The sequence below is a fragment of the Pseudomonas sp. R4-34-07 genome (assembly GCF_003852375.1).
Classification (GTDB): Bacteria; Pseudomonadota; Gammaproteobacteria; order Pseudomonadales; family Pseudomonadaceae; genus Aquipseudomonas.
In genome coordinates this window covers 2,083,338-2,109,037 of the sequence record NZ_CP027760.1, presented here as the reverse complement: position 1 = coordinate 2,109,037, position 25,700 = coordinate 2,083,338, and the positions used below count along the sequence as shown (strand labels likewise).

At 58.4% G+C, this 25,700-nt stretch carries 25 protein-coding genes and 4 pseudogenes; 10 read left to right on the top strand and 19 right to left on the bottom strand.

Going from position 1 to position 25,700, the window contains the following annotated elements; translation table 11 throughout:
* Positions 1 to 12: 12 nt before the first annotated feature.
* Both C4J85_RS09770 and C4J85_RS27665 read left to right on the top strand, forming a co-directional pair.
* A complete protein-coding gene (locus C4J85_RS09770) occupies positions 13 to 744 on the top strand; it encodes a TIGR03747 family integrating conjugative element membrane protein (protein WP_124362196.1) in 732 nt (243 codons plus the stop codon).
* 232 nt (positions 745 to 976) lie between these two features.
* Positions 977 to 1,171: pseudogene (locus tag C4J85_RS27665) on the top strand (site-specific integrase); the annotation flags it as partial.
* Here C4J85_RS27665 and C4J85_RS09760 read toward each other — a convergent pair.
* Together C4J85_RS09760 and C4J85_RS09755 are read right to left on the bottom strand one after the other, a co-directional pair.
* Positions 1,155 to 1,354: pseudogene (locus C4J85_RS09760) on the bottom strand (hypothetical protein). The pseudogenes C4J85_RS27665 and C4J85_RS09760 overlap by 17 nt on opposite strands.
* Before the next feature lie 40 nt (positions 1,355 to 1,394).
* Positions 1,395 to 1,685: a hypothetical protein gene (locus C4J85_RS09755; RefSeq protein WP_124362195.1), complete on the bottom strand. Its 291-nt coding sequence runs from the start codon at positions 1,683 to 1,685 to the stop codon at positions 1,395 to 1,397.
* A gap of 631 nt (positions 1,686 to 2,316) precedes the next feature.
* Here C4J85_RS09755 and C4J85_RS09750 point away from each other — a divergent pair.
* Positions 2,317 to 2,619: a DUF6555 family protein gene (locus tag C4J85_RS09750; RefSeq protein WP_124362194.1), complete on the top strand. Its 303-nt coding sequence runs from the start codon at positions 2,317 to 2,319 to the stop codon at positions 2,617 to 2,619.
* 365 nt (positions 2,620 to 2,984) lie between these two features.
* Here C4J85_RS09750 and C4J85_RS09745 read toward each other — a convergent pair.
* The 8 genes and pseudogenes from C4J85_RS09745 to C4J85_RS09710 all read right to left on the bottom strand — a co-directional run.
* Positions 2,985 to 3,679 (bottom strand): annotated as a pseudogene (locus tag C4J85_RS09745) (malate:quinone oxidoreductase); the annotation flags it as partial.
* Positions 3,680 to 3,706: 27 nt separating this feature from the next.
* Positions 3,707 to 4,000, bottom strand: coding sequence for a hypothetical protein (locus C4J85_RS09740; RefSeq protein ID WP_124362193.1), 294 nt, complete (start codon positions 3,998 to 4,000; stop codon positions 3,707 to 3,709).
* A 35-nt stretch (positions 4,001 to 4,035) separates the two neighbouring features.
* Positions 4,036 to 5,163: a hypothetical protein gene (locus C4J85_RS09735; RefSeq protein ID WP_124362192.1), complete on the bottom strand. Its 1,128-nt coding sequence runs from the start codon at positions 5,161 to 5,163 to the stop codon at positions 4,036 to 4,038.
* A gap of 11 nt (positions 5,164 to 5,174) precedes the next feature.
* A complete protein-coding gene (locus tag C4J85_RS09730; protein WP_124403711.1) occupies positions 5,175 to 5,600 on the bottom strand; it encodes an HPF/RaiA family ribosome-associated protein in 426 nt (141 codons plus the stop codon).
* A gap of 148 nt (positions 5,601 to 5,748) precedes the next feature.
* Complete coding sequence (locus C4J85_RS09725) at positions 5,749 to 7,509, bottom strand: ABC transporter ATP-binding protein (protein ID WP_124362190.1); 1,761 nt, start codon at positions 7,507 to 7,509, stop codon at positions 5,749 to 5,751.
* The gene (locus C4J85_RS09720) at positions 7,506 to 8,708 is read right to left on the bottom strand and encodes a beta-glucosidase (protein WP_124362189.1); all 1,203 of its coding nucleotides are present in this window, start codon (positions 8,706 to 8,708) and stop codon (positions 7,506 to 7,508) included. Before C4J85_RS09720 ends, C4J85_RS09725 begins: the two co-directional genes overlap by 4 nt.
* The gene (gene glf / locus C4J85_RS09715; RefSeq protein ID WP_124362188.1) at positions 8,705 to 9,898 is read right to left on the bottom strand and encodes a UDP-galactopyranose mutase; all 1,194 of its coding nucleotides are present in this window, start codon (positions 9,896 to 9,898) and stop codon (positions 8,705 to 8,707) included. Before glf ends, C4J85_RS09720 begins: the two co-directional genes overlap by 4 nt.
* Positions 9,886 to 11,055 carry a glycosyltransferase family 1 protein gene (locus C4J85_RS09710; protein ID WP_124362187.1) on the bottom strand — a complete coding sequence of 390 codons (1,170 nt, stop codon included), beginning with the start codon at positions 11,053 to 11,055 and terminating at the stop codon, positions 9,886 to 9,888. Before C4J85_RS09710 ends, glf begins: the two co-directional genes overlap by 13 nt.
* 310 nt (positions 11,056 to 11,365) lie before the next feature.
* Between C4J85_RS09710 and galE the strand changes: the two genes are divergently transcribed.
* Complete coding sequence (gene galE, locus C4J85_RS09705; protein ID WP_124362186.1) at positions 11,366 to 12,391, top strand: UDP-glucose 4-epimerase GalE; 1,026 nt, start codon at positions 11,366 to 11,368, stop codon at positions 12,389 to 12,391.
* Between the two features lie 359 nt (positions 12,392 to 12,750).
* Here the strand turns inward: galE and C4J85_RS09700 are convergent, their stop codons facing one another.
* Both C4J85_RS09700 and C4J85_RS09695 read right to left on the bottom strand, forming a co-directional pair.
* Entirely contained in the window at positions 12,751 to 13,476 is a 726-nt protein-coding gene (locus C4J85_RS09700; RefSeq protein WP_124362185.1) for a ferritin-like domain-containing protein, read from the bottom strand.
* Complete coding sequence (locus C4J85_RS09695; RefSeq protein WP_124403710.1) at positions 13,473 to 14,648, bottom strand: hypothetical protein; 1,176 nt, start codon at positions 14,646 to 14,648, stop codon at positions 13,473 to 13,475. Before C4J85_RS09695 ends, C4J85_RS09700 begins: the two co-directional genes overlap by 4 nt.
* 294 nt (positions 14,649 to 14,942) lie before the next feature.
* Here C4J85_RS09695 and C4J85_RS27660 point away from each other — a divergent pair, with 294 nt between their 5' ends.
* Both C4J85_RS27660 and C4J85_RS27655 read left to right on the top strand, forming a co-directional pair.
* A complete protein-coding gene (locus tag C4J85_RS27660) occupies positions 14,943 to 15,248 on the top strand; it encodes an alpha/beta fold hydrolase (protein ID WP_256657469.1) in 306 nt (101 codons plus the stop codon).
* Between the two features lie 157 nt (positions 15,249 to 15,405).
* Positions 15,406 to 15,825 carry a hypothetical protein gene (locus C4J85_RS27655; RefSeq protein WP_256657894.1) on the top strand — a complete coding sequence of 140 codons (420 nt, stop codon included), beginning with the start codon at positions 15,406 to 15,408 and terminating at the stop codon, positions 15,823 to 15,825.
* A 37-nt stretch (positions 15,826 to 15,862) separates the two neighbouring features.
* On the opposite strand, the gene C4J85_RS09685 is transcribed toward C4J85_RS27655, so the two are convergent.
* A complete protein-coding gene (locus C4J85_RS09685) occupies positions 15,863 to 16,861 on the bottom strand; it encodes an NAD(P)/FAD-dependent oxidoreductase (protein WP_124403709.1) in 999 nt (332 codons plus the stop codon).
* Between the two features lie 274 nt (positions 16,862 to 17,135).
* Between C4J85_RS09685 and C4J85_RS09680 the strand changes: the two genes are divergently transcribed.
* Complete coding sequence (locus tag C4J85_RS09680; RefSeq protein WP_124362183.1) at positions 17,136 to 17,810, top strand: SOS response-associated peptidase family protein; 675 nt, start codon at positions 17,136 to 17,138, stop codon at positions 17,808 to 17,810.
* A gap of 120 nt (positions 17,811 to 17,930) precedes the next feature.
* A complete protein-coding gene (gene pip / locus C4J85_RS09675) occupies positions 17,931 to 18,911 on the top strand; it encodes a prolyl aminopeptidase (RefSeq protein WP_124362182.1) in 981 nt (326 codons plus the stop codon).
* 520 nt (positions 18,912 to 19,431) lie between these two features.
* Here pip and C4J85_RS27465 read toward each other — a convergent pair.
* Positions 19,432 to 19,695 carry a hypothetical protein gene (locus tag C4J85_RS27465; protein WP_164484523.1) on the bottom strand — a complete coding sequence of 88 codons (264 nt, stop codon included), beginning with the start codon at positions 19,693 to 19,695 and terminating at the stop codon, positions 19,432 to 19,434.
* On the opposite strand from C4J85_RS27465, the gene C4J85_RS09665 reads away from it, so the two are divergent.
* A complete protein-coding gene (locus C4J85_RS09665) occupies positions 19,694 to 19,882 on the top strand; it encodes a hypothetical protein (protein ID WP_124403708.1) in 189 nt (62 codons plus the stop codon). The genes C4J85_RS27465 and C4J85_RS09665 overlap by 2 nt on opposite strands.
* A 413-nt stretch (positions 19,883 to 20,295) precedes the next feature.
* On the opposite strand, the gene C4J85_RS09660 is transcribed toward C4J85_RS09665, so the two are convergent.
* The 3 genes from C4J85_RS09660 to C4J85_RS09650 are packed head-to-tail and all read right to left on the bottom strand — an operon-like array spanning position 20,296 to position 23,033.
* Positions 20,296 to 21,111, bottom strand: coding sequence for an SMP-30/gluconolactonase/LRE family protein (locus C4J85_RS09660; protein WP_256657465.1), 816 nt, complete (start codon positions 21,109 to 21,111; stop codon positions 20,296 to 20,298).
* 39 nt (positions 21,112 to 21,150) lie between these two features.
* A complete protein-coding gene (locus C4J85_RS09655; protein ID WP_124362181.1) occupies positions 21,151 to 21,624 on the bottom strand; it encodes a DMT family transporter in 474 nt (157 codons plus the stop codon).
* A gap of 11 nt (positions 21,625 to 21,635) precedes the next feature.
* Positions 21,636 to 23,033, bottom strand: coding sequence for an amidohydrolase family protein (locus tag C4J85_RS09650; protein WP_124403707.1), 1,398 nt, complete (start codon positions 23,031 to 23,033; stop codon positions 21,636 to 21,638).
* 143 nt (positions 23,034 to 23,176) lie between these two features.
* Here C4J85_RS09650 and C4J85_RS09645 point away from each other — a divergent pair, with 143 nt between their 5' ends.
* The gene (locus C4J85_RS09645) at positions 23,177 to 24,088 is read left to right on the top strand and encodes a LysR family transcriptional regulator (RefSeq protein WP_124403706.1); all 912 of its coding nucleotides are present in this window, start codon (positions 23,177 to 23,179) and stop codon (positions 24,086 to 24,088) included.
* On the opposite strand, the gene C4J85_RS09640 is transcribed toward C4J85_RS09645, so the two are convergent.
* Positions 24,001 to 24,945 (bottom strand): MFS transporter, encoded by a 945-nt coding sequence (locus C4J85_RS09640; RefSeq protein ID WP_256657463.1) that lies wholly within the window; start codon positions 24,943 to 24,945, stop codon positions 24,001 to 24,003. The genes C4J85_RS09645 and C4J85_RS09640 overlap by 88 nt on opposite strands.
* 14 nt (positions 24,946 to 24,959) lie before the next feature.
* Positions 24,960 to 25,600, bottom strand: a pseudogene (locus tag C4J85_RS09635) (transposase); the annotation flags it as partial.
* Between the last annotated feature and the right edge of the window lie 100 nt (positions 25,601 to 25,700).

Genomic DNA, 25,700 nt, shown 5'->3' with positions numbered 1-25,700 from the left:
ATGGAGTGAACGATGGCGACTTCCGTCCGGAACACGCCGCCACAACAGACCCAGCGCTCAGGATTGCTCATCTCGGCGATCGGCTTAGTACTGCGCACTATCAGTTTGTTAATTGCCTCATTGCTGTTCTCGATCTTGATCGAGTGGGCTGGCCTGCTTTTCTTTTGGGGGGATCAAGGCTGGAGGCACAGCCAAGGCATGCTGACTAATGAACTGGGGTGGCTTAGCGCGCACTTCAAATCTTCACTCATTCTTCAACAACCCGGGCAGATGATTGTCCAGATACTGGATATCCTCACCCAGTGGCTTTTGGTCAAAACTGGATTTGCGGACTTCGCTCATCAGGCCCGGGTGTCGAGCCAGGGACACGGGTTCTGGCACTGGACCAATCAGCTCTACGTGAGTATTGAGGATTTCGTGCTGGCCGCGGTGTACGTTACCTTCACCTTCGTAGTGCGCCTGACCATTCTGGTCTTAGCCACGCCGCTGTTCTTACTGAGCATGCTCACTGGTTTTGTTGATGGATTAATGCGCCGTGATCTGCGCAAATTTGGCGCTGGGCAAGAAAGCAGTTTTGTCTATCACCGTGCTAAGCGAGCAGTGTTACCACTGCTAATCGTGCCCTGGATTATCTACCTATTCCTACCGTTTTCGCTCAATCCCATGGCGATTTACTTGCCTTGCGCGGTGATGGTCGGAATAGCAACTGCTATCACCGCGGCAACGTTCAAAAAACACCTTTGATAGAACGTACTGCTTGAATGTAATGCACGAGGTTGCTATAGCCAGAGAGAAAGGAACCGGGCTTCGGTGCGTGGGATTGTGGCGGTAAGGATGCTTGATGGCTCCGTTTTGTCAGGCCTGTAGGTTTAGGCATTCCAAGCCATCCTCGGCGTGTGAGAAAGTCCTGCAGCGGGCTGTAATAGACCACTTTTCGGCAGTAATCGGCCAAAAGGATACTACACAAGGGCTTATCCAATGCCGGTACACATACGCCAGTCAATGCCGACCACGGCCAATTCCTATATCGACTGGATTGCCGAACAGATGGGACACACCAATAGCACATGATCCGCCAGCACTATGCACATGGATCAACGAGGACGGCCCGGACGTGGTGGGTATGCTGCAACTGGCCTTGAAGCTTTCGCCCGTCACAGCTCAACATTAAAGCTACGCAACTCAATCCCATCGGCAAAGCGCCCTACAGCCGTCAGGCTGGTCCAAATGCGCAACGCCTCACGGCGCGAGCGTACCGCCAACCAGCTACTGCCAGAGCCGCCTAGGCGGATAGCCAGCGTCCACTTTTCCTCTTGTCGGCTGACCAGCGTATCGCGCACCGCGCCGCCTCCATCAGGGCGCGCAGTGCTTCTTCCTGAATCCGTTGTTCATGATTAAGCGTGCCTCCTGACTCGATCGGTAAAGTCGCTGACCTGGGTGGGTATCAGGCAATTCAACTTACCGAAGGTCGCCAGGTGCTGGATCATTGCTTCTTGACTGCCGGGTTCACGGGCGACCATGCGCCGGCAGGTCTTGTCCAGGATCAACACGGCCAGCTCCGGGTTTTCGACCCTCGCGGCATCGAAGGCCTGTGCGATAGCGATGGCCAGTTCGCCCAGGTCCGGGTCCTGCCGCTGAAGCGCCTTTAGCGCATTCATCTGCCGCGCAGTGATGGGTAGCGACACGTCGCTCTTCCTTAGTAAGCACGCTTCGACCAAGCGCAGCGGTAATGGTAGACCAGCCTGCCGGGGCCTGGTTTACGCAGGCAAACAAAAAGGCCCGCGCACCTGGTCAAAGTGTGGGGGCCTTTTGAACATAAGCGGCGATATCAGAATACTTCGCGTTGTTAGCCGCGGGATACCGTTGCGTCCGATACGTTGAGTAATCCCGCAGGGGGCATGCGCCGACGTTCGAAAGCTTCCCAGTGTTCGCGCCTGCGCTGTTCTCCGCAGCGCATGCACACGTATACATCCGGGCTCAACCCTAGGTAGTAGCCCTTTCTGATATAGGGATGGGGGCATTGGCTTGATGGATACCCGCCATTAACTTCATACGATTCAGTCATCATATAAAAACCTAAAAAAAGCCCGCACTTAGTGCGGGCAAAACAGGAGTAATACCTTGAGACTGATTGAGCGAACAGGCTCAGTATTGAGAGCCAAAGGATGCAGAGTCAGTTTAGTTTTTATTTGTCGCTGTCGACGAACGGCGAATAACAAGCGAGACGGAATTGTACAACCCGAACTATTTTGTACAACACAAAAATTCTGAACCTTCTTTCTGATGAAGTAACAAAAAAGTTCAGGGAGAAGCGATATGAAAAATTCTTTATATATCATCGAATACGAAATCCATGACGTACCTAAATCTTTCATCGTAAGAGCGGAGGTCATGAACAATGCGGAAGCTTGGCACTGGGCAGCGTGCGATGTAGGGATAGGGATCATCCCTAGGTTTCGGAACGAAAAAATAAAACGGATCAGCAAGCCAATGGGTGAGCGGTACGGCCTTACAAACGTGAGGTGGCGTCCGTCGGGTGATATCCCGTTTATCGCCCAAGCATATGTACCGCCCCCACCAGATTTGAGCGAGAAAGCGACCCAACTACACGATGACTGATGGCGCTTAGCTATAACGCGTTCTAATTTTTTCGGTTGTCCACCATGATGTACATCCTTTTAACGCTTTGGCTAAGTGCGGTGTTCATGACCCGCACGGAGTACTTGCGTCGGCACTTTGGGCAGCGCTGTTCAGATGCGGATGGAACCATGTAGGTGACCTCGCTCTCGCCAAGTTCGAGCGGTGCATCACATTTGATGCACTTGTGATCGTCGTAGTTAGCAAACATATCGGGTCGTCCATGAATAGTCGAACATATACCATCGACCATAAACGCCATGTATTCAATGAAAACGCTGATGAAGATTCAAACAAGCGCTTACTTGCCACCCTAATGCCAGCATTCGGAGATTAGTTAGCTAGCTGTCGCGCACTTCCGTCGACAGCCTGAGGGCGGAGTTCTGGCGGGTTTGCAGGTGGCTGACGAATTGCCGGGTGATCTCGCCGAAGTTGACGTCAGTGCCGATGGGCGTCCAGGTCGCGGCGATTTTTGCGAGGGATCGCGGCCCTCCATCATCAACGGCACCCATTGTTTGATCTGAGTCGGGTCTTCGGAATACTGCATCGGCCGGAACAGCGGGCTGGCCTGCAACGCCTCGTAGCGTTTTTTCAGGAAGCGGATGTTGTCGTCGCCCCACACGAAACTCATGTGCGGCATGGAGTTGATGAACGAGCGCGGGTTGTGCAGCACGCCGGTTTTGACTTGCCAGGCCAGGAACTGCCGGGTGATCTGGAACGCTTCGTTAATTTCCACGGCCTTGGTGATGTCGATCTTGCCGTCTTTTTCCGGGGTGTAGTTCAGCTCGGCGAGCGCCGAGTGGCCGGTGCCGGCATTGTTCCAGCCGTTGGAGCTCTCCTCGGCGACCTTGTCCAGGCGCTCGACCATCTCCATTGACCAACCCGGCTCCAATTCACTGAGCCACACCGCCAGGGTCGAACTCATGATCCCGCCCCCCACCAGCATCACATCGACGCGCTTGGTTTCGGCGGCATACGCGTGCGGGATGCCCAGCGACAGGGCCAGGGCAGTCAGTGCCCCTTTGAGTGTCGGGTTGTTCATGGTTGCCTCCAAGACACGACGGTCGGTTTATTTCGGGGAGGACGTCGACTGCGCCGCATCGATGCACAGGTCGATGGCCACGGTGTCGAGTCGATCACGTTCCTGGGCTGCAAGGCTTTGCAGCGTTTTTGCGTAGACCGCGTCTGCGGCGTCCTTGAGCCGCTGCCACTCCTCCAGGCTGATGATCTCGCGCAGCACCAGCTCGTCGGCGCGGTTGATGAGGGTCCGATAAAAGTCGTCAAGCTGATCCAGGCGGTAGCTATCGTCTTCAAGCAAAAGGTGCCAGGCCCGAATCTCCATCGCTTTTTCGCTTTTTTCCATGCTCGCGCTCCTGCTGAGTAAAAAGCCCGTGCGCCTCAGTAACGCAATACAGCCGCCGCGCGGGTGTCGGTGGGCATCGAGCGCTCGGCAGGCACCACCACCACTTCGCCGCCCTGGCGGATAACGGCCAGGATCAGCTCGTCCAGCGCAGCGTCTTCCTCGGCGACCTGGGCGCCTGGCTCGCTGCCGTCAGCCTCCACCAGCAACAACGCCACCCGGCCTTCCAGCGTCGCATGCTCAATGTCCACCAGCCGCGAGGCATAAAGCCGCTGCCCTACGGCCACGCCAAATCGATCAAACGCGGTGTTCAGCGAATCCTCGTAGCGCTTGCTCATCACGGCGGTGCAGGCCTGCGCCAACTCGGTTGATGAGAGCGTGGCGGGGTCTTTACGCACGCCGTCCGCCAGCAGGAAGGGGTTGTGACTGAGCGCCCTGAACACGGCCTGGTTCTCGGGCAGCGCCACCAGCACCAACGGCAGTTTGCAGACGCGCGAACAGTGCTCGGTGATCGCTTTGTCGACGGCACGGAAGAACCGCTCGCGGTCCAGGTTCACTTCGTCCTGCTTACCGCCACCGCCCGACTCATGCATCATCGGATCGCCGCGCTCACCCGCGCCGCTGAACCCGTCGGGGTGGCCTTGCTGGTCACGGGAGGTCAGTTGATCGCCCAAGGCATCGGCCTGGGAAGTGGGCACCGCCTCCGGCAATTCGACTTGCTGCAGTGTCTGCGCGGCACCCTCGTAAACCCGCACGCTGTCCCGCGTCAGGCACAGCGCCTGGTAGCGTTCGGTCATTGGCGCCTGGCGCAGCAGCGGCCTGAGATAGGGGTGGCGGTTGACGATGGCGGTTTCTTGGACCATCCGATGCAACCCCACCACCAGAAAATACTCGGCGCCGCCAAAGATCGCGATCGAAGGCGGGCAGCTATTCCAGAATTCGGTGTCGGCCACCAGGTCATGAAACGGTGCAAGCAGCGTCTCGGCCTGCGCCTGATCAGCCAGCAGGCCTTCGAGGTCTTTGATGAGGTTCTTCAAACGAATCGGGTTTTGCGTGCGCTCGGGAAACGTCTGCTGGGCGGGCATGTAGACACTCAGGTTGGTGCGATCCGCCAGGGCCAGAAGCGTGTCCAGAGTGTCGCGGGTAAAGGTTTGAACGTGGACCATGGGGAGCCTCCTCAGTGTTTGTCCAGATCAGCCTGCCTGGCCAGGAAATCGTCTTCGAGCAGCGCGTCGATTTGCGCCGGCGATTCTTCCTGGACCGGAGGCGCCGTCAGATGCCCGGTGGATTCGACTTTGGGCGACAAGCGTCCCATCAGATGTTCCAGCGCGTGGTGGATTTTGCGCGCGGCGCCAGCGACGGCCAGCTCCAGGCTTTCCGCCTGATGCGTAACGGACAACGAGCTGTGGCCCTTGGGGCGCACTTCGATCTGGCAACGTTTGTCTTGCGGACCGGACTTCTGCGCATTCACGTCGCCCACGTGGATTTCCACGCGCGTCAGCATCGAGCTGTAGCGCTCGACCTCGTCAACCACTGTACTGCCTACCCACGCCTGAAGATCGGCACTGCCTTCAATATGATTACTGTCTACCTGTACCAGCATGGTCAATTCCTCTTCTGTCCTGAAAAGTAGGCTCGCCCAAGGGCGTCAACGGCCATGTAAGGTTCGAACCGAGGCTATTCTCACGCGTTCGTTCGGCAAACGGCGCAGGCCGATCAACGGCGTACTCCGCTCCGAGCACGCTCAGGCATCAGTGGTCCTGGACCATCGTCTGCATCTGCCAGAGCGTGCGGAAACGTCCCTGGCGGCGACGCAGTTCATCGGGTGCACCGTCCTGAACCACCTTCCCCTCTTCCAGCACCAGCACCCGGTCGAAGCTGGCGATGGTCGAGAGTCGGTGAGCCACCGCAAGTACCGTCCTGCCGCGCATCAGGTCCATCAGCGCGCACTGGATGATGGCCTCGGAATCGGAATCCAGTGCGGAGGTCGCCTCGTCGAGGATCAAGATTGGCGCGTTCTTCAGGAACGCCCGCGCCAGCCCCAGGCGCTGGCGTTGCCCGCCGGAAAGCGTCACGCCACGTTCCCCCACAAGCGTGTGATAACCATCAGGCAGCGCCTGCACGAACTCATCGCAGTAGGCTCGCCGGGCGGCATCAATAATCTGTTGCTCAGTCGCGCGCGGCTGGCCGTAGCCGATGTTTTCCAGGATGCTGCGATTGAACAGCGCCGGCTCCTGGGGTACCACGGCGATTTGCCGGCGCAGGCTGTCCTGGCTGACCGAGCGGATGTCCCGGTCGTCGATCAGGATCGCGCCGTTGTGCACATCGTCCAGACGCTGGAGCAAGCTGAGCAGCGTGGATTTTCCCGAACCCGAGGTACCGGCAATCCCGACGCTCTGGCCCGCAGGAATGTCCAGGAATAAATGGTTGAACACCTGGCGCCCGCCGGGGTATGCATAGCTGACGTCCAGCAATTTGATGCTGCCCCGGGTCGGCGCGAGTTCTTCCGGCGCATCGCTGAGTTCGTGCGGCTGCGCGATGATGCCGAGCGTTTCGGTGATGACGCCCATCTGCTGGCTGGCTTCCACCAGCGCCAGCGCCAATTCGCGCGAGCCGTGGAGGATACGAAACGTCAACGCGCTGACCATGACCACATCGCCCGCCGTAACCTGGCCCTGGCGCCACAGCAGGATCGCCCAGCCCAGCATTGACCCGGCCATGATGGACAGGCAGATATCGTGGAGCACGCGTGCCTTTTCCAGGTAGATCCAACTGCGCCGATGCGCGCCCGCCTCGACGCCTATCTCCCGCTCCAGCCTGACGCGCTCGCGCTCGCGCCCGGAGAACGCCTTGATCGTCCAGACATTGGACACCAGGTCGACAATCTCGCCCCCGACCTGCGCCGACTGCGAGGCGAAGGCGATATGCCGGTTCCTGCCACGCACGCCGACCACAGTGATCAACGCGGCCACCAGCACCACACACGCGATCAGGGCCAATGCCATTGAGCCGCGCACGGCGAACAACACCACTACGGCACCGATAAAATCCACGCACGGCGGTACGATGCGCCAGGCCAGGCCGCCGTATACCGTGTTGGCGGCGGCACCGGCCGCCGACACTCGATTAGCCAGCGAGCCGGCGAAATGCCGGTTGAAATAGCGCATCGGATGACCGGTCAGGTGATGAAAAAGGTCAACGCGCAGGTCGGCGCAACTGCCCACCACGGTATGGCAGCCGACCCAACCGCCCAACCGCCACAGCACGTTTTCCAACACGATCAACCCAATGAACAGACTGAACGCATGCCACACCTGGTCGGCCTGCGACTCTCCGGCCATGGCGTCCACCAGCAACTTCATGCCGTACTGCACCGCCACCGCGCAGCAGGCCGCGCCGATCACCAGTGACAACATCGCGCTGAAATGCAGCGGGCGCACCCTCACGTAGCGCCATAAAAACGCGCTGGCTGTCGTCGGCAAAGGCTCGTCGCGCAAGCGCTGGAAGATCATGTGCGCAGCCTCTGCGCCCGCCTTGCATCAAGCTCGCGCAAGCGTGCCTCGATACGCTCGGGCAGGGCTTTGAGCTGCAGGTGCAACGGGTGGAAAGGCGCGCGTTCGCCCTCTCCGTCGGCGTAGCCAAACACGCCGGTGGGGCAATAACGGCCATCATCCCAGCCGGGGTAATCGAGAAACGGGTACCAACAAATGCCTTGCACCGGCACCCCCCGTTCCAGCGACATCAGCACCTGGTCCACGACATAGCTCAACCAGGGCAAACGCTCCTGGTCCTCCGCCCCGGTTTCGGAGATCAGCAGCGGCCGCTGATAGCGTTGGTGCAACTCTTTGAGCATACCGGCGAGTGGGCGGTAATCCGACTCACCCAGCGCAATGCGCCCGCCGTGGAAATACCACTGATTATGCGGATAGAAATTCGCGCCGATGATATCCAGGTAATCCTCCTGCCCGCCCAGGCCCGGCCACTGGCGCCCGATCAGCATGTCCCAGGCCTCGAATTGGGCCACCCGGTAGCGTTCGGCGTTTTCAATGTCCTCGCTGCGCTGCGACTCGGAGACCACGTTGATCAGCGGGTCGCACTGCACGAAACGCGCAGCCGGCGCGCGCTCGCGAATCGCCTCGATCGCGGCGATGCTGGCGCGCACCAACTGGTGCTTGAGCTCCTGGCCGCGCCCGTGGGCATTGGGGTTGAAATAACCGACGTCGCCCCCCGCCCAGCTCCAGAACGATATCTCGTTGACCGGCGAATAGATCGGAACGCTGATACCTTCATCCGCCATCAGCCCTGCCACCGCGCCGGCAAAACGTGCGAACCGGTCGACAAACGACGGGCGCCAGACGTCCAGGTCATCCGGATACCCGTAATGGCAAAGGTCCCAGATCACTTGCACCTGGTGATCGCGCGCAGCCCTGAGCATCGGCAGGAAACTGCTCCAGTCGTAGCGACCGGAGCTGCGCTCGATCAGGTGCCAACGCAGGCCGTCACGGGCGCAACGCACATTCAGGCCCGCCAGTTGCGCGTAGTCCTTGTGTGCCCAGCGCGCGTGCCCGGTGGCGGCCAGCAAGTCCAGGCGCCGACCATCCTGGCGGCGCTGGCTGGAGCACTCATAGCCCGCCATCACGAAGCTGTTGAAGAGCGCGTGATGACCGCGCTCGCGGGGCTCCCTCTGGCTCTGCTCCGGCGGCGCGCTCATAACACATCGAGCCCGGCTGCAACGGTGGCTTCGCTGCTCGCGGCTTCAATGTCGCGGTACAACGCAAGCGCCTGGCCCACCACTTGGTCCATGTTGTAGTACTTGTAAGTACCCAGGCGCCCGAGAAACGTCACATTCGGCGTCTGCTCCGCGAGGGCCTTGTACCGCTTGTACAGCTCGACGTTTTCGGCGCGTGGAACCGGGTAATAAGGGTCGCCCTCATCGCAGGGAAACTCGCGAGTAATGCTGGTGCAGGGGTGGACCTGACCGGTCAGGTGCTTGTACTCGGTGATGCGCGTGTAGGGCACCTCCGGGTCCGGGAAGTTGACCACCGCCACCGGCTGATAGCGCTCCTGCTCGAGCGTCTGGTGCTCGAACCGCAACGAACGGTAGGGCAAGCGTCCCAACTGGAAATCAAAGTACTCGTCGATCGGGCCGCAATAGATCACGTGGTTGAACTTCACCTCATCGCGCACGTCCTTGAAGTCGGTATCCAGCAGCACGTCGATCCGGGGGTGATCGAGCATCTGCTCGAACATGCGCGTGTAGCCATCGCGGGGCATCATCTGGAAGGTGTCGGTGAAATAGCGGTCGTCTTCATTGGTGCGCGTGGGGATCCGCGAGGTCACCGACTTGTCCAGCGCGGAAGGGTCCAGGCCCCATTGCTTGCGGGTGTAGCCACGGAAGAATTTCTCGTAGAGCGTGCGCCCGATCTGATTGACCACCACGTCCTCCGACGTGCGAATCGTGGCCACCGGCTCCGCGCGCTCGGCCAAGAACACTTCGGCTTGCTCGGACGTCATCGACAAACCGTACAGTTTGTTAAGCGTGGTGAGATTGATGGGGATCGGCACCAGTTGCCCATCGACCTGCGCCAGCACACGGTGCTCATAGGGCCGCCACTCGGTAAAGCGCGACAGGTAGTCGACGATCCGCTGCGCGTTGGTGTGAAAGATGTGCGGACCGTAACGATGCACCAGTACCCCCGCCGCATCCGGGTGATCGTATGCGTTGCCGGCGATATGCGCGCGTCGGTCGATCAACAGCACGTTGCGCCCCAGCCCCTGGGCCAGCCGTTCGGCGATGACGCTGCCGGCAAACCCGGCACCGACGACCAGGTAGTCATAGACCCCGCGCCCGGGTTGGCAGGACGGTCCGGACTTGGCGGTTTCAAGGTTTATCTGAGGCATTCGATCTGCTCCTTCATAAAGCGGCACGTGTTGTCCCAAGACATCCCCTCAAGCGCCGCATCGGCACGTTTTAGGAAATCGGGCGTGCCTTTCAGGCGCAGAGCGCCTTCGATGGCGCTGACAAACGCGTCGGCAGTGTCGGCGATAAATACGGCACCGCTTTGGCCGTAGCCATTGACTACATCGCGTATCGGCGTCGAGACCACGGGGCAGCCGCCGGCTAGGTACTCGGGGGTCTTGGTTGGGCTGATGAAACGGGTGGACGCATTGAGCGCGAACGGCATCAGGGCCGCGTCCCAGCCGTTCAGGTAAGCTGGCAGCTCGGCGTATTGCCGCCCGCCCAGATAATGAATATTGGGGCGTCGCGGCAGGGTCTGCGGATCGATCTTGACCACTGGCCCAACCAATACGATCTGCCAGTCGGGACGCAACGCCGCCACATGGTCAACCAGCTCGATGTCGAAGCGCTCATCGATCACACCGAAAAAGCCTAGGCGTGGCCGCGCGACCGGCGCCTGGTCGGCAGGGTCCGCCAACGCGTTTCGTGCCTGCGCAAAATGGCCAATGTCGACGCTGCTAGGCACAGGGTGCGCATTGCCGTGCTGGTGCTGCTTGACCTCCCAGATGCTGAAACCGCCAGTGAACACCACGTCGGCCTTGTCCATGAGCAGCCGCTCCATGTGCACCAGTTGGGCCGGCGCGCCCTTGAACGCAGACAGCTCATCCATGCAGTCGAACACCGTGACCCGCGCCTGGAGGTGGTCGGTAAACGCCAGGCTCATGGGCGTGAAATACCAGAGCAGAAGATCACCTTGCACGGCCTTGGCAAGACGCTCATCCAGCAACCGTCGCTGCGCCTCGATCATCGCCTGCTCACCCAGGCCCTCAGGCAGGTGCGGGACGACCACCCGGATGCCCGCCGCCGGGCTCGACGTTTCCAGGCGAGGAGGCTCGCCACCGCCTACCACCGGTTCTTCGAAGAAGATCACGTCGTAGTCTTTCGCCAGGCGCGACATCACATGCTGCGGACGCTGGTAGACGAACTCCCAGCGCAAATGGGATAGGCACACCAGCGTAGGACGGGCCTGGCTGGCGGATTCAACAGGACTTAGCCCACTTACTTGGGCAAACGGCACGGGCTGTTCCGAAAGGTTCATATCAACGTCCTTATCAAGCGAAAAGATGACGGCTCATGCATCGAGCCCTTTGGCCATACCGTGTCGATACGGCAAGTGCACAACAGTCTTTATCCAGGCTATTCGGCTCTTGAAAGTTGGAAGCACGGTCGTCGCAGGTCGTTCAGTGCAAGAATCAGCGCAGCCGATGAACTGCATATACCGATCAGTCAAACGGCTTGAACTCCTCCTAGAAAGCGACCCCTACCTTGAACAGTCAGCTGCACAAACAGCGCTGACCGAACTGAGGAAACAGGCATCGGGTAGATGCCAGGCGAACGAGGGCGAGCGCATGATTTTGATTACGGGCGGTGCGGGATACATCGGTGCGCACGTCGCATTGGAATTGATGGTCCGAGGCGAAGAAGTGTTGATACTGGATAATTTGTGCAATAGCCGTCGCTCGACGATCGACCGGGTAAGCGCCTTGGCGGGCAAGCGGCCGGAGTTCATTTATGGCGACGTGCGTAATCGACGGTTGCTCGACAGGCTGCTGCGTGACTACCCCATCGACGCCGTAGTGCATTGCGCGGGGTTGAAAGCCGTCGGCGAGAGCGTGCGCGAGCCATTGCGCTACTACGACACCAATGTCGGCGGCAGCGTGGTGCTTTGCCAGGCCATGGCAAAGGCCGGCGTATTCCGGTTGGTGTTCAGCTCATCCGCAACGGTGTATGGGGATTGCACCCGCATGCCAATCAACGAAGCGTGCGCCACCGGGCAACCGACCAACCCGTACGGGATGTCGAAGCTGATGTGTGAAAACGTTATGAAAAGCGTGGCTAGCTCTGACCCGCGCTGGTCGATAGGCCTGCTGCGCTACTTTAACCCAATCGGTGCCCATGCCTCCGGCCTGCTGGGCGAAGCGCCGACCAGCACACCGAACAATCTATTGCCCTATCTGCTTCAGGTTGCCAGTGGCGAGCGGCAAGCGTTGTCAGTGTACGGCAAGGACTACCCGACCCCGGACGGCACCGGCGTTCGCGATTACATCCATGTCGTCGATCTAGCGTTGGGGCATATCAGCGCGCTAGAAGCGTTGCGCGAACGCTGTGGCGTCAGTATTTGGAACCTGGGAACGGGGCGCGGGTATTCGGTGCTGGATGTGATCAACGCCTTTGAAAAGGTGAGCGGCGTCAGGATCCCGCTGAATTTCGAAGCGCGTCGCCCAGGCGACATAGCCTGCTGCTGGGCCGACCCCCAAAAGTCCATCGACGAGCTGGGCTGGCAAGCGCGCTTTTCACTGGAGCAAATGCTCTACGACGCGTGGCGCTGGCAAATCAACCAGCGTGAGCATAAGGCGATTTGGCAGACAAAGTGAAGCGCACACATTGGCAGGGAACATTGATTCAGACACACCGGAGTCAGCGCTGGAATGGAGGAGATGTCTCAAGAAGTCATCTTTTGGCTCGAAGCGCGTGGGACTGGGTTCCGCAATTTCCCTGCAAATGTAGCGCCGTTCGTGAACTGGGAGTCAAATGCGGCCCTCCTGCTCCAAATAAGATATAAACCCTGAAGACGGGCAGCAACCAAGGGCAGCGTTGCGCACCCATGCTGTTTGAGCACATCCAGAAAGGCGAGCTCGACCCGTCGTTTCTACTGACCTATCCGATGAACCCTGAGGCAGTGCGCGTAGTTTCACGCCCATGTCCGGCGCGAAACTACGCATCGCGCAAACCGTCAGCTCACTTGGGCAAGCAGGTCGTCGCGAATGAATTGGCTAACCGTCGCTAAGTGTGTTTCCTCCTGCTGCAACGCATGCTCGAAGCGCTTCGCAATCAGCGGATGGCCACCTGCGCGGGCGAGCTCAATCAACAAATCCCACGCCGCGTTGTCCTCCAATTCAATGGTCAGGATCGCACTCATCGACTGCGACACAGTCGTGCGTGGGTCAGTCAGTACCTGCAGAACACCCATGGCCTTGACCCCGGCCACGTCCGCGCACGGCGTCATGGCGGTGGGGTCGGCGCCCAGGGTTTCGATGGCTTCGCGCACCAGGTCCATGTGCTCTAGTTCTTCGGCCTGGATCTGGCGCAGGGTGCCCACCAATGCGGGGTTGGCGCCCGGTGCGGACATGGCCTTGGCCACCATCGCTTCATATAAACGTACGCCAGTGCGCTCGAAAGCCAGGCGCTCGCCGAGCTTGTCGAGCAGCACTTCAGGCGCCTTGCCTATAGTTTTGTCCAGCGCAGTCTTGACCACACCCTTAGCGCTACCTGGAGACGGCACCGAACCGATCAGGTCGGCTTCGCGAATAGCACTCTCGCGCGCGGCGGTGTAGGCGCCCATGTCGCCCGGGACATCGGCGGGAAACATGCGCGTAGCTTCCAATTGGCGTGCAGTGCCTTCAGGCGACATCTGCGCGCCGGTGCGGTTGGTGCCGATGATCACTTGACGTTCGCTCATTGCTGTTCTCCCGCTGGGTTGAGTTCGGTGCCCGGTTTGAAGGCGTAGCCAGCTGACACCACGTTGGCTGGAACGCCCTCACTGTTAAGGCGTGCGCGTTGATCCAGAGACGCCTGCCCTTCCCTTTCCTTTGGTAAGTAATTGATACCATGGGCGCGCAGGTCGACCTCGCGAGACAAGGTCTCGCGCACGAAATCGCGCTGGCTCTTGAACTCGATCATGCGCGGCAGCGGGCCGGCCAATACCTCGGCGGGATCGCGGCGTTCATATTGCTTGAATAACTCGCAGGCCAGGTTCAGGTGTCCCAATTCATAGTCGACGAAGCGTTCCCAGAGCGCCTTGATGCGCGGATTTTCTTCCTGCTCGGCGCAACTGGCGTAGGTGTAGACCTCCATCGCCTCATGCACCAGCCACTTTTCCATGAAGGTTTCGCTGGGGTCCTGCAACGAACCGTACTGGGTCACGTGTTGCTCCTCGACCGAGGCGATTTCGGCGTACAGCGCGCGAGCCACCGGGTCGGCGAACAGCGGACCGATGTTCATGTAATAGTCGTGTGTCTGGTATTCGGCCCCGGTGATCAGTGCGGCGTGAATCTTGGTGATCAGTGCGGCACTGTCTTTCTGATAGTTGTCTCGCAGGTCATCGCCGGGGGCGCGGTGATGTTCGCTGGTAGGCCTGCCGGGTACGAGGTCGGTGTAGCCCTGCAGAATATTGTTGGCGTCCTTTCCCTCTAGCCGGTCGAGCATAGCGGCGTAGCGGTAGAGGTGGTCGAAGTCTTCCAGCAAGCCAAAGCGATAGGTTTGGGCCTGGTAGGGGTCGGGCTCATTCTGGGCGACGGCGGCGGTCACCTCGATCGCTACCTGCTCGTAGGCAACGGTGGTTTCCAAGGGAGAATGATCCGCGGACAGCAGCCAGTTGACCGCCGTCATCTGGTGCTGCTCGACACGGCGGATCTGTGCCAGCGGCAGCTGCAACTCTTTGTGAAACCGCGAGCCGAAGTGCTTGAGTCGTAAGGCGTCGGATTCAACGCCGTTCATCAAAATCACCCGTACCCGGGTGAATGCATCATCGTCCAGCTTACTGATCGGCTTGCCGGCCAGATCGCGCCAGGTAAAGCTCTGCTTGTCCAAGGGCGTGCCCTTGTTGTCCAGCAGATTATCGATTTTGGACATTGGTCGATCTCCTTCATCAGTCATCACCAAGTGAATGTTTCAACGAGCCGGCACCTGAATTCTCCGCTCTAATTGATGACAAAGAGATCTGAGGAGGGCATCGAAATTTTTTGATCATCCTCAGACGAACGGTTAGCTACGACGGCTAGTCGCACATGCAACCAGACTCCGCAACTGTAGTCGCCAAGCGGTTGCACCCGTAAAGGGCAATTCCCAGCAGCATCAGCGCACCGCCGCATACCCAAGTATTCCCTTTACTGGGAAGAAAGCGGCAACCCTGGCGGCGTTCCAGTCGTGTACTTGCACGGCTGCCGTGGTGAAGGAGCGCCGCTCGGCAAACGTCAGTTCTGGGATCCGGATCACTACCGCATCGTGCTGTTCGATCGACGCGGCGCCCTTCGCTCAACGCCACTTGGAGAACTGCGCAACAACACGACGCAGGCGCTGGTCGGGGACTTGGAAAAACTTCGCGAGCATCAAAGCAGGCTGATCACCGGTGGCTCGTGGGGCACCACGCTCGCTCTGGCTTATGGCGAGACTCATCCGCAGCGCTGTCTGGGTTTCATCTTGCCGGGGCGTATTCATGGGCACCGAAGATGAAATCAACTGGTACATCCACGGTATGCGCCGGTTTTCCCCTTGCACTTGAGGATTTCATTAACTTCATTCCCAAGGAGGAGCGGCACGATCTGCTGCAGGTATATCTTGATCGAATGACAGGCGATGACGAGGTTTCAAGCGGCGGAGCCATTCGCGCTTGGGTTCGTTACTCGGCCAGTGTTCATTATTGCGCCACGATCCGGACGGCATTGAAGAGCAAGCCGCCGATCAAAAGACCAGCACCAGCATGGGACTTCTTGATGTTTGGTATTTCAAGAACTGGATGTTTCTTGGAAAAGACCAACTGATAAATAACATTGAGGCAGTCAAATACCTACTGTGCAAGATCATTCAAGGGGGGCACGACATGATTGCCACGCCCAACTCCGCTTTTCGCTTGCATAAAGCCTGGACAGACTCGGTGCTGAAAATCATCATAGCAAGCCCCCCCATCGCGGGTTGCCTGACTTCCACGTCGAATAAATACGTGCTATCAGGATTTAGAGATCGAAACGGTGAATTGAAGTGTCCGATGACCTCTACCGTGGAGCTCGCGGTGTTACGCTGGTTAGGCTGAAACTATTTTGACCGAAGACGCTATTCCGCTTATGTACTCAAGCGGTACCCCGAACGGTTCTTTCGTCCCGTAACCGATCCCAAAGACGTAGTTCCAGGCTGTTATGCACAGCAGTCGCGCAGACCGCCGCCTGGCCTGTAGCGACGCTAATTTGCTTGAGCGAGTCCACGACATCCCCGACAGCGTAAAGCCCGTCAATCGATGTGCGCTGATGGTTGTCAACGCACAAAGCGCCCTCCTCGTCCACCTGCGCGCCCAGTTGCACCGCTAGCTCCGAGCGATACCGTGAGCCCAGCGATGGATAGACGATATCGAAGCAGTAATCTTCACCTTTCCCCGCTTTTACGTAGACTTTGCCGCCCCTCACTTCGATGTACTCGACCCGGTCCCTAATCAAACGTATACCGGCGCACCGCGCTCTCGCGCTCACGTCCTCACCAGCTTCGCTATCACCCTCGGCCAGCACCGTCACGTGGTCGGTGAAGTTGCGCAAAAATAGCCCGTGCTCAACAGCACAGTGTGCTTCGCCATATACCGCCACGTTGTCACCGTTGACTTCGTAGCCATCACATATGGCGCACAGCCGAATCACCGAGTGTGCAATGCCATCGTAGGGTCGATCCATCTGCGGCAAGGTATCGACCATTCCAGTTGCCAGCACCACACGCCGCGCGCTCAGCGCTCGTCCGTTGAGTTGCGCAACGAAACCAGTGTGGTCTTTGCGCAGACATTCCACGCTTCCGGCTTCAATCGTCGCCCCGTAAGACACGGCCTGCTCGCGCAATCGATCGAGCAAATCGTTGCCCGATATGCCTGGCGCAAAGCCGGGATAATTGTGCGAAAGCGGAATTAGGCTTGCACGGCTTTGCCCCCCGTCGGCGACCACGACTCGCCGATGGAAACGACTCAAATAAACCGCCGCCGTTAACCCTGCAGGGCCGGCGCCGACAATCAAGCAATCGACCTCGATATGACCTGCTGACGGTGATTCGGGGCGCTCTGGAACGTCCCGGTATTTGTCTGACTTAACTGACATCCGCTGCCCTCCTGGTTTGCTTGGAAGCCGATTGAATGACGACAAAAAGATCGAGCTATCACCTCAGTTTTTAAACGGCAGCATCCGATGAGTGGTCACCTAAGCCGATGAAACGCAAATTCTTTTTGCCGTTCGTCTGCTCAACAAAAGGAGTTTCGAACCGCCAGGCAACACCTTGGTTCGCATTTACATAATCTGCCGCATTCAATCCGTAAAAATTGATAAGACGCGACGCGGCAGACTCTTTAGAAGTGCCACTGCCAGGAATTTCGCGATGTGTGAATACATTGTTCAATATGATGTAGCCGAGGGTTTCGAAGCGCTGTTTGCCAAGGTGCAAAACCAAGGCGTGGGGAATGCAACTGGCATTGCGGATAGTAGCCTGCACCGAACCTTTGAACCGCAGGACAGCCGAAACGTGATCAAACCGAACATGCAGGTCAATGCCATACACAGCCGCAACGGCGTCCTAGAATGCATCAAGGTTCGTTGGGGCTGGAAACCGTTCTGGTCGATGGGAACAATGCCGCCGATGACTCATCTGCCACTCCATCTTGTAATGCGTTCGAGGGTATTCGACCGGGTGAAGCGCGACGGACGCATGCTAGTAGCGGTTGACGGTTGGTATGAAGCCTGCGAACCCGAGCAATTGAAAAACAGCCACCGCCTCAGCTACACCACGTCACGCGAGAACGGGCCGATCTTCCTCGCGGCGCTGGCGCAGGTCAGTGAACACTTCAATGGCTGTGACGGGCTCGTATTGGTCATGCACAACGACAGTTCCACAAGACAGCAGCGCCTGCTGGCGTTCACTGCCGAGGATGCGCAGGTATGGTTACGCCCCGATCTGCAATGGGAACAGGCGCAGGACCTGGCCATGCACATGGCGCTGGCAGAACCGCAACTGGAGCATGTTCTGACCTCCACGCGCAGCCTGCGTGGCCGATGAGTACCGACATGACCTTGGGCCGCTTGGAACCTCACAAGGCCACTCCGAGCGGCCCGCCATCGACTCGGTGCCGAAGTCAGGAATCTATGAGGCACCAGCAGTTTGCCGAGAGGATGAATAATGCAAGCTCCTTGTGAAGTCACCTACAACTTGTTCCCTGCCATCGAAGAAGCGCGACGCAGCGGTACGTTGCAAGTCGATGAACCTCATACCCTCTATTGGGAGGAAAGCGGCAACCCTGGCGGAGTCCCAGTGGTGTACCTGCACGGTGGCCCCGGTGAAGGTGCGCCACCCGGCAAGCGCCAGTTCTGGGATCCCGATCACTACCGCATCGTGCTGTTCGATCAACGTGGCGCCCTCCGTTCGACGCCACTGGGAGAATTGCGCAACAACACGACACAGGCGCTGGTCGACGACTTGGAAACACTTCGCAAGCATCTGGATATCGAAAGCTGGCTGATAACCGGTGGCTCGTGGGGCACCACGCTCGCTCTGGCTTATGGTGAGGCTCATCCGCAGCGCTGTCTGGGTTTCATCTTACGGGGCGTATTCCTTGGCACCGAAGATGAGATCGACTGGTTCATCCATGGCATGCGTCGGTTTTTCCCACAAGCACACGAGGATTTCGTGAACTTCATTCCCGAGGAGGAGCGCCAGGATCTGCTGCAGGCTTATCTCGATCGAATGACGAGCGACGACGAGAAATCAAGCGGAGAAGCCATTCGCGCTTGGGTTCGCTACTCGGCAAGTTGTTCGTTGTTACGCCACGATCCGGACGGGGTTGAAGAACAAGCCGCCGATCAAACAACCAGTACCGGCATGGGGCGCCTTGACGTTTGGTATTTTAAAAACCGTCTGTTTCTTGAAGAAGACCAACTGATAGCCAACATTGAGGCGATCAAGCATCTCCCGTGCAAAATCATCCAGGGTGGACACGACATGATTGCCACGCCCAATTCCGCTTTCCGCTTGCACAAAGCTTGGCCAGACTCGGTGCTGAAGATCATAAACGACGCAGGCCATGCGCCGTCTGAACCAGGGATTATCAGCGCGCTGATCGAGGCGACCGAGCAGTTCAAGGAAATGGGGAAGTTCTATTGAAGCGAAGGCGTGGTCCGCTCATACGGGTTGACTGAACAGTGAAATATGTAGTGAGTAGACGCGCGGAACATCGTGTCTGAGAGGGAATTCGGAATGTCTCTGAAGAACTCGAAAAGCGGAGTGAAGACTTCAAAAAAAAGTGTGGTCATCCCTATATACGCAAGGGTTACTACCTGGACTTAAATCCGGAGGAATATGTCTGCACGTATTGTGGAGAGCAGCGCAGGCCTGAGCAGTGGGACGATCTCGAACGTCGCCGTACGCCGCCGGCTGGGATGCTCAACGCCAAGGAGTCGCGTTAGCCTTTTAGCGCGATTGATGGCTTTTTTGATGCGCCGTTTATGTTCAACAGGCCCCCAACACCTGACTCAGGCGTGGGGGCCTTTTTTTGCGCTGGCGGCAACCACTCTCCCGGTGCTGGTCTGCCACGCTAACTTTCTGGTCAATGCGTCGGACGCTGCCCCATGTCATACGCCTATGAAGGCCTGGCGACCGCCACCGTGCTGTCACTGTACTTGGGTCAGCCGTCGAAGGACCTCACCATGCTGGAATTGAACGCCCGCGTGCGTAATGTCGGTACCGGACGGTTTCGCACGAGTTCGACCGTTACCTGCAGGGCCCGAATGAAGCGAACGCCTTGCGCGTGATCCTGCCGGGTGGCTTGTTGCTGCAAGGACCGATCACCGACGGGCGCAACGAGCCGGGTGGCTGGCTGTTGATCCAGGCAGAACAATACGACCTTGCGGTCGAGCAGCCCGCGAGCTTCAATGCTGGAAATGGGCATGAACAGCGTGATCGACCCCTTCGTGGCGTTGGACTTCCCGCAAGCGGTGCATGTCCGAGCCCTTAAGTTGCTGAACAGTATTGCCCAAGCGAGCACCGTGGCCGATACGTTGCACGCCGCCGACCGGGCCGAGGGCTTCGCCTTCGGCATCGAGACAGTGAAGGACGCATATGCTCTACGCCCCTGACCAAAGACTGCCCCCAAAGCTGAGCAGCTTTTTGGAGTTCGCACGTGAGGCGTTTGGGCAACGGGGGCTCTCTGACTATAGGAGAATTACGGCCGCTGCTCGCCGATTTCTGCCGGTCAGGAAAGGCAGCTTTCGGCCCAGAGTGTGTAAAAACGCTTCGCCAAAATTGAAGTGTGCGCGTCTACGTTAAATCTGAAATTTATCGGCACGTCTGAAGATGTGGATTTTGCGTAGAAACGCGATTTTCAGTCCGGTTTTGGGCACATGGCGCGCTCAAAAACGTTTTTACACAGCCTCGGCCAGAAGCGGTCATTCATACGCGTCTACCAATTGGCATTCAGAACGGCGCGACAGGCTAGAACCCACTATTCAGTGCAGTCGTCCTGCAAATCGCTCTTCAGGCAATCCGGCAGCTAAAACGGCTTCGGCTTTATCAGCGTGCCATCGAAATCTGCCGGCTTATCCAGCCCTATCCTTGCGCTGGTGCAGTAAAGCGTTTCATAACCAGGTCCCGCTAAGACCGGGCAAGTGGTCTGAATACACGGGGAGCCGATCACGCTGTCAACTTTGCCGTCTGCCGCGTAACGCACGACTCTGCTACCGCCCCATTCCGCACTCCAGAGAAAACCATGCGCATCAATACAAGAACCGTCTGGAGCACCCTGACCGTTGACTGTAGTGAATACACGCTGGTTTTCTAGCGATGGGTAATCGCAGCAGAAAATGCATCCTTGCAGGGAGTCCGCGTAATACATGGTGAAACCGTCCGGGCTAAAACAGATGCTGTTCGGGATCGCCACTTCGGGAAGGTCCAGCGTTTCTGTCTCGAGCGTCGCGGCATTGAGCCGGTGAAATCTGCCTATGGTTTGCACCGGCTCGCCGGTGTCCATCGTGCTGAATACGAAGTTTCCCATACGGTCGCAGCGGCCATCATTGATCCGGGTTCCTGCCACGCCAGGGGTGGCTGTGACTTTGCTGAAACGACCGGAGCTCAGGTTGTAGTAGCCCAAGCAGGATGCCAGTCCCATCAGCAATATGTCTTCGTCTGCCGTGAGGGCAAATGACCCTAGCGGCTCTGGCAGGGACCATCGCTGCACTTCGCCGTTTTCGGGGTCCAGAGCACGCAACTCGCGGCCGGGGATGTCGGTCGAGAACAGGCGTTCGGTTCTTTCACACCAGACAGGACACTCGCCAAGAAGACTGGTCGTGTCGGTTAGGGCTTTAAACATGGTTGCGTCCTACGAAACAGGATGGGATAAACAAGGCAGTCAGTTGGAGAAAAGCGCTAACCACCTGTCACCGAACAGAGCGATGGCCAGGCCTGCGAGCATCACCATTGCCCCGGCCAACTTGACGAGAGACACCGGCCTTTCCAATGCCCCCATCAAGCCGAAGTGATCGATAACCAGTGACGAAATAATCTGCCCGGCGATAGCGAGGCCCAGCAGGGCTGACAGACCGATTTTTGGCGCAAGCACCACATAACTAAGCAACGCGCCGGCACCCAGCAGACCGCCCAGCAGGCTCCACCAGGGCTGGGCAGGTATAGCCGCCAGTGAGACCACTATCCCGCCGCGCATCAATGAAAAGATACTCAGGCATAACGCACCGGCAGTAAAAGAGAACAGCGCCGCCGCGACCGAATCTCCACCCACGCCTTTAGCGAGTTGGCCATTCAGCGTGGTCTGCAGGGTGATGCCAAGCCCTGCGCAGACGGCCAGCAGGTAGTAGGCTGCGTTCATCTCACGCCTCCTTACTTGGCTGACTCAAGCGGCAGGAATTTCTCGGCAAACATATCCGGCTGATAGCCTGCAGCAGCAAACAGATGCTCACGGGATTCGTCGATCGCCGCACGCAGCCTTTCGCTGTCCACGCCCAGCACCTTGCCGCCCTGCTTGACGATGCGCCCGCCAATAATGACGGTATCGACATTACTGCGTTCGGCCGCGTGTACAACGGTGCCGAATGCGTTGCCTGACGGGTAAAGGTTGATGTCCTGCGCGTTTATAAGGATCAGGTCGGCCTGTTTGCCGGGGGCCAGGCTGCCGACTTTGTCCTGCAATCCGGCACAGGTAGCGCCGTCGAGAGTGGCGGCTTTCAGTAGGCCATGAGCAGGTAGGGTCACCGGATGATGTTCTGCGCCGCAGCAGCGCTGCTGGTGCATGCCCATGACGCGCTGCAGGTAGAACGCCACCCGCATCTCCATGAACATGTCACCGCTGTAGGAGGTTTCGTTATCGACACTCAGCCCCGGACTGATGCCGTGACGCTGGGCCGACTGCATGGCGAACATTCCATCTTCAATGCCGTAGTGGGCATCTGAACGCGGGCATACGTTGACCCGCACGCCAGCCTCGCGAAGGATTTTCCAGCCGGCGTCCGGCAGCGAGGTGCAGTGGTTGAAGATGTTATCGGGGCGCAGCAGACCCTCGCGATGCAAACCCTCCAGCTCAGCTGCCATGTCCCCACCGAAAAATTCGGTAATGATCGGCAGCCCCAGACGCCGGGCTTCAGCCCACAGCTCAAGCTCCAGCTGCGCCATCACCGCCAGCGAGAGCAGTGGGTTGTCGCCGTTCTTGACGTATTTTTCCTGCAGGCGCTCCAGGTTGCCGGGCCAGTGGGCTTTGTCCCACTCACCGGAAACTGGCGCACCGGAGGCGTGTACAGAGCGGATACCAGCATCGAGCAATGCCTCGACTGCGGCGTCAGAATGCGCGCCGGTACGGCTGTTGTGCGAGTTATCGACCACGGTGGTGATGCCGGCATCGATGCAGCCCAATGCAGTCAGCAGGTTGCCGATATACATGTCAGCCGGGCGATAGTATTTAGCGAACGAGAAGTGCGTGGCGTTGCAGTAGTCTTCAAGGGTTTCGGCATTTGGATTGATTCGACGCAGTTGCCCTTCCCAGGAGTGACGGTGCGTATCGACCATGCCCGGCATGGCGATCATGCCGGATGCTTCGATAACAACAGCATCGCCTGCCTCGAGGTTTTCACCAATGGCCGTGATGGTGCTGCCTTCGATAAGGATATCGCCGCGCGCCAGATTGCCGATATCGCCATCCATGCTCAGCACAGTGGCGCCACGGATAAGTGTGCGGCCGGCCGGAGCGGCTGGGCCTTGCACGATGCTGCGGTTATATTCAGCCATTTTCTGTACACCTCTTCAAATTTCGTTGGAAGCAATGTACGCAAGGCGATACTGCGGGAAAAAGGTGTAAAACTGTTTTAGTTATTCAATTTCTACGAATAATAAGACCTTTCCCGATCACTGCTTTGAGGCTGCTAACAGTCATGGACCGTATTCAAGCGATGCAGGTTTTCGTCCGTGTGGCTGAAGCAGGAAGCTTTATCCAGGCGGCGCAGACGCTCTCTCTGCCGGCCTCGACAGTTACCAGCAGCGTTAAAAATCTTGAGAAGTACTTGCAGGTGCGCCTGCTGAACAGAACAACGCGGCGAGTCAGCCTGACGCCTGAGGGCGCTCAATATCTGGCGCAATGCAGGGAAATATTGGAGCTGATCGAACACACAGAGAACAGCCTGACGGATTCCGTAAAACGGCCACAGGGGCGTTTGCGTGTCGATATGCCGGGTGGCATTGCACACTTCATCGTCATGCCAAATCTGCAAGACTTTTACCGGCGCTACCCGGATATCTATCTGATGATAGGCGTCAATGACCGGCAGGTTGATCTGATTCAGGAGGGTGTCGATTGCGTCATTCGTACAGGCGAGCTCGATGACTCAACGCTCGTTGCGCGCCCACTCGGACGGTTTCGCTGGGTGACCTGTGCGTCTGCCGCCTATCTCGAAGAGAACGGTACTCCGCAAACCCCGCAAGATTTGTCTCACCATCGATCCATTCATTACTTATCAGGCCGCGCAAGGCAAGCAGGTGAAATGCGCTTTGCCCGTGGCACTGAAAAGGTCTCAGTCCCGGTCAACGGCACAGCGGCCGTCAACGAGACTGGGCTCTACATCAAAATGTGCCTTGAAGGTTTTGGGTTGGTGCAGCTCGCCGAGAACGTGGTCAGCGAGCATCTGCGAGAAGGGCGGCTGGTCGAAGTGCTTGCTGACTGGCAGCCTGCATCGGTTCCTGTGCACCTGCTATACCCTCATCAGCGCTTTCTTTCGCCAGCCGTGAGTGCATTCGCTGACTGGATTGCCGGGCTTGTTCGCGACGATGATTCAGCATGTTCAAGTTGAACGTTGCGCCCGGCCAGCATGCCAGTGAATGCGCCGGCTACGGAGATTGCGGCTGTGATCAGCAGCGGTGCTGTCCAGCCACCGGTCCAATCGTGCAGTTGGCCCAGCAGCAAGGGGCCTGCAGCTGCCATCAGGTAGCCGACGCACTGCGCCATTCCTGAAAGTGCCGCCGTGTCACCGGCATTTTTTGTGCGCAAGCCGATGAAGGTCAGACCGAGCATCATGATGGCACCAGAGCCCAAGCCCAGGAACGCGGCCCACAACATGGCGTAGTCTGGCGCGTAAATGAGCCCGATCAGGGATGAGGCGGTTAACAGGCTGACGGTAGCGGCTGCCAGTTTCTGGTCTTTGAGACGGCGAAGCGTGGCCGTTAGAATCAGGCCGGGAATGGCCGTGGTCAGTTGAAGCGTGCCGTGTACGGTGGCTGCTGGCTCCGGGGATATGCCATGGTCTATCAGAATCGTCAGCAGCCAGCCGACGGCGACATAAAAAGGCATCGCGTTCAGTCCCATGAAGAGTGTGACCTGCCATGCCAGCGGCGAACGCCAGACGGCCACGGTTGGCGCTTGTTTCGGACCGGACAGATTTACGTGTCCGTGTTTTTTCAACTGCGGCAGCCACACCACCAGCGCCAATAATGGGGCTGCGACCAACAAACTCAGGGCCATCGGCCATCCCCATGATTGGGTCAGCGGCACTATTACGGCTGAACCGACAGCGCCCGCTGCGCCCATCGTTATGGAATAAGGGCCGGTCATGGACGCCATTTTTGTCGGGAAGTCGCGTTTGATCAGGCCGGGCAGCAGCACGTTGCCCAGGGCGACCCCAGTGCCTATCAATATCGTACTGGCGTACAACGCCCACGCGCTGCCATCGCTTGAAGCTCCTTCATTTGCATTTAAGCTTGGCGATTTTCTCTTCCAGCCGCACGGCGCTGGGCTCGGAAGCTGTGGGTTCTTGCTGGTCGGCAGAGTCGAGTGCCGCCAGCTAACGATTGATACTCGATTCAATTTCTTCTATTCGCCGCTTCAGCTTGGCGCTGGTAAAATTGCGGTCGCGGTTGTTGACTGCTTTGAATTTACCGCCATCGATGGCGATCAAATTTTCTCCGAACAGTCCCAACTGCTGACACAGCACAACGAACTGGCGACAGACGCCTTGGATGGCCTTGCTGTTGTCGTTCCGGAAGTTAGCGATGGTTTTGAAATCTGGCATCAAACGCCAGGGCAGCCACATCAGCTCGACGTTGCGCTGGGCTCCTCGTTCCAAACGTCGGCTCGACTGGATGCGGTTGAGATAACCGTGGATATAGATCTTCAGCAGGATTGCGAGGTAGTAACCAGGCCGGCCTGTATCAACAGGAATAGCACCGTCAAAACCCAGACTGGCCACGTCGAGTTCATCGACGAAGGCGTCGGCTATGCGCACCGGATTTGTATCGCTGACGTAATCGTCAAGGCTTTCGGGAAGTAACGTGCCTTGGCCTCGATATTCCCCTTGGATAAAAGTCATGGCGATCCTTGCGATGAATTCTGAAATCATAGCGAGTGTTCGCGAAGGCGTTTTTACACACTCTGGGCCAGAAGCAGACTGACTTACCGCATACTCGGAA